The sequence below is a fragment of the Streptomyces sp. NPDC059900 genome (genome assembly GCF_050270335.1).
Taxonomy (GTDB): domain Bacteria; phylum Actinomycetota; class Actinomycetes; order Streptomycetales; family Streptomycetaceae; genus Streptomyces.
Map to the genome: position 1 here is coordinate 1 of NZ_JBNNJZ010000715.1, position 3,747 is coordinate 3,747.

General features: G+C 70.9%; 4 protein-coding genes. All 4 read left to right on the forward strand.

What is annotated here, in order from left to right:
• Positions 1–557, forward strand: a 557-nt coding sequence (locus ACQKIP_RS42570) for an alpha/beta hydrolase fold domain-containing protein (RefSeq protein WP_427745469.1), incomplete at its 5' end; no start/stop codon positions are given.
• 14 nt (positions 558–571) lie between these two features.
• On the forward strand, positions 572–1,522 hold the full coding sequence (locus ACQKIP_RS42575; protein ID WP_365853658.1) for an alpha/beta hydrolase: 951 nt from the start codon (positions 572–574) through the stop codon (positions 1,520–1,522).
• Positions 1,523–1,554: 32 nt separating this feature from the next.
• Complete coding sequence (locus ACQKIP_RS42580; RefSeq protein WP_427745471.1) at positions 1,555–2,826, forward strand: MFS transporter; 1,272 nt, start codon at positions 1,555–1,557, stop codon at positions 2,824–2,826.
• Between the two features lie 69 nt (positions 2,827–2,895).
• The coding region (locus ACQKIP_RS42585; protein WP_427745472.1) for a glycoside hydrolase family 15 protein at positions 2,896–3,747 on the forward strand (852 nt) is incomplete at its 3' end.

Genomic DNA, 3,747 nt, shown 5'->3' on the forward strand with positions numbered 1-3,747 from the left:
GCCTGGACGTCCTGCACTGGCTCATCGAGACCGCACCCGGTCTGGGCATCAGCCCCGACCGGATCGGGATCGGCGGCATCTCCGCGGGCGGCAACCTCGCTGGTCTCGTCGCGGCGCACGCCCGCGACAGCGGTCTGCGGCTTGACCACCAGATCCTCGAGGTTCCCGGAGCGAGCCTGCACATCGACCAGGACGCCTCCTACCACCAGTCCAACGCCCTGTCCGACTTCGGCGACCTGTCCGAGACCCGCTCCGCCTACCTGGGCGGGGCCGACCCGCAGGGCCGGTGGACGGCGCCCGCCGACATCCCCGACCTGGCAGGGCTGCCGCCCGCCCTGGTGCTCACCGCCGAGTTCGACCCGCTGCGCGACAGCGGCGAGCGCTACGCCGACCGGCTCGCCGCAGCCGGAGTGCCCGTCCAGACCTGGCGGGCCCCCGGCCACCTGCACGGCTCCATGTCCATCACCAGGACGTCGGCGACCGCCCGTGCCTGGCAAGGCCGCGTCACCGACTTCCTGCGCAGCCGGGCCCGCCTGCCCCTCAGCCCCATTTCCTGATCGGAGACACCCCCATGCCCATCGACGCCCACCTGATCCGCGCCCTCACCGCACTCGGCGTGCCCGCTCCGCAGGCGACGAACGACCCGCAGGAGCGGCGCGAGGCCGCCTTCGCTTTCGAGCAGGCGGTCTACCCTCGCCTGGGAGCCAGCGGACCCGAACTGCCGGTGCGTGAGCACGTGGTGAAGGCCGCAGGCCAGCCGGACGCCCTCGTACGCCTCTACTACCCCCGGGAGCCCGCCCCCGGCCTCGGCCTGCCGGTCTGTCTGCACTTCTTCGGCGGCGGCTGGCGCCAGGGCGGCATCCACCACCCCAGCGTCGCCACCCACTGCGCCGTGCGGGCGTTTGAGGCGAACATCGTCGTCGCGGCGATCTCCTACGCCCTCGCCCCGGAGCACCCCCACCCCACCGCGCTGGAACAGGGCTACGCCGCGTTGGAGTGGCTGGTGCGCGAGGCCGGCTCGCTGGGAATCGACCCGGGGCGTATCGCACTCTCGGGACAGTCCGCGGGCGCCAACCTGGTGGCAGCGCTGACCCTCGTGAACCGCGACCGCGCCCGGCACCCGCTGGCCCTCCAGATCCTCGAGGTCCCCGGCCTGGACCTGACCCTCACCCACATCCACCGCGACGCCATCGAGCTGGCCGACGGGCAGTGGGCAGATCTGGACCGCATGATCGCCGACTACGTGCCGTGGGTCGAGGACCGCCGCTCGCCCTACGTCTCACCGCTGCTGGCCGAGGACCTGCACGGCCTGCCGCCCGCCTACATCATCACCGCCGACTGCGACCCCTTCCGCGGCGACGGCGAAGCCTACGCGGCAGCCCTGGCCGCAGCCGAGGTCCCGGTGGCCGCCCTGCGCCTGGTCGGCCTGCCCCACGACGGCGGCCTGTACGAGAAGGCCTCCCTGACCGCACGCACGGCACAGGCGGCCATCGCCACGGCACTGCGCACCCTGCACGACTGACCCGAGCCCTGCGCCCAACAGACAGAAGGACGATGATGTCCCCACTCATGGAGCGGACCGACGCCGCCGACCCGGCGGCATTCCGGGGCCGGCCGCAGCACCCGCTGTTCCTGCCGCTGTTCGTGTTCGCCTACTTCGGCGTCGCACTCGCCGCCATCTCCGCACCGGCCGTCAGCATCCCGCTGCGCCTGTCGGAACTCGACCCCGCCCACAAGACCCAACTGCTCTCGCTGACCGTCGCCCTGGGCGGCATCCTTGTCGTCGTGATCACCGCGCCGCTGGGGCACTTCAGCGACGCCTCCACCGCCCGCGCTGGCATCCGGCGGCCCTTCATCCTCGGCGGCTCCCTCCTGGGAACCGTTGGCATGCTCGTGCTCGCGCTGGCACCGAACGTCACGGTCGTCATCACCGGCTGGATCCTGTCCCAAGCCGGATTCGCCTCCACCAGCATGGCCCTCAACGCGCTGCTCTCCGACCAGATACCGGCCAGGATCCGGGCCCGCGTCGCAGCGACGTTCGGGCTCAGCACCGGCATCGCACCCGTCATCGGCAGTTCGCTGGTCGGCGCGCTGCCCGGCAATCCCCTGTACTGGTTCGGCATACCGGCCGCGGTCGCGCTCAGCGCCAGCATCGGCGTCGTCCTCGTACTCAAGGACATCGTGCGCACCGAACCCGCGCCCGTCGACTGGCAGAGCCTGCTGCGCAGCTACTGGATCAACCCGCTGCGGCACAAGGACTTCGCCTGGGCATGGATATGCCGGCTACTCGTCACCATGTCGCTGTTCACCGTGCTCACCTACCTGCTCTACTTCCTCACCGACCGCCTGGGCATCGCCTCCGAGCACGCTCCCTCGGCGCAGGGCACCGTACTGGGCGCGTTTTTCGCCTCCAGCATCATCACCACCCTGGTCTTCGGCTGGGTCTCCGACCGCACCGGCCGGCGCAAGACCATCGTGTGGTGTTCGGCCCTGTTCACCGCCGCCGGACTGCTCATCAGCCTCTGCGCCCACGACCTGACCGCCTTCACGACAGGGATCGCGCTGGCCGGAATGGGCCAGGGAGCCTTCGTCTCCGTCGACGTCGCCATGATGACCGAACTGCTGCCCGACTCCGCCAACGCCGGAACGGGTCTGGCCGTCATCGCGCTGTCCTACCAACTGCCCGCCCTGCTCGTTCCCGGCCTGGCCACACTGCTGCTGACCATCGGCAACCACGGGCCCAACTACGTGGCGCTCTTCGCCGCCGCCGTACTGGCTTCGGTCCTGGGCGCACTCGCCGTACTGCCGATCAAAAGCGTGCGCTAGCCGCACGCGAGCAACTCCCGCCCGCCGTCCCCAGCACTGCTGAACTACCCCCGCGAACTGGAGCACCACATGCCCGCCCGCATCGAGGACTACGCGCTGATCGGCGACATGCAGAGCGCCGCACTCGTCAGCCGGGACGGCGCAGTCGACTGGCTGTGCCTGCCCCGCTTCGACGCCCCGGCCGTCTTCGCCGGGCTGCTGGGCACCGAGGAACACGGCTTCTGGCGGATCGCTCCCGCCGACTCCGACACCGGTGAAGCGCCCGTCCCGGGTACCGACGCATCCCCGGCAGCAGACCGCCGCCGCTACCGCGGCGACTCCCTCATCCTCGAACAGGAGTGGGACACACCGCACGGCTCCGTCCGGGTCATCGACTTCATGCCGCCGCGCCACCTCGGCAAGGACCCCGGGGGCAACCCCACCATCATCCGCATCATCGAAGGCATCACCGGCCGCGTACGGATGCGCTCCGCCCTGCGCCTGCGCTTCTCCTACGGACCCATCGTGCCCTGGGTCCACCGGGTGGACGACGAGCGCGGGAGCCGGACCGCGGCCGTGGCCGGACCCGACTCGGTGTGGCTGGACGGCGAGACCGAGACCTACGGCCAAAACCTGACCACCTACGCCGACTTCACCATCACCGCCGGCGAACGCACCGCCTTCGCACTGACCTGGCAGCCCTCCCACCTGCCCCCGCCACAGCGCACCGACACCAAAGCCGCCCTCACCGCGACCGAGGCATTCTGGATCCACTGGACCGGGCACTGCACCTACCAAGGCCCCTACCGCGAGGCAGTGATCCGCTCCCTGATCACCCTCAAAGCCCTCACCTACGCGCCCACCGGCGGCATCGTCGCCGCCCCCACCACCTCACTGCCCGAAGACATCGGCGGCGTACGCAACTGGGACTACCGCTACACC

What these genes read in the sequence shown, in the direction of transcription:
- ACQKIP_RS42575 (WP_365853658.1), top strand. Translation starts at nt 572, where the DNA reads ATGCCCATCGACGCCCACCTGATCCGCGCCCTCACCGCACTCGGCGTG.
- ACQKIP_RS42580 (WP_427745471.1), top strand. Translation starts at nt 1,555, where the DNA reads ATGATGTCCCCACTCATGGAGCGGACCGACGCCGCCGACCCGGCGGCA.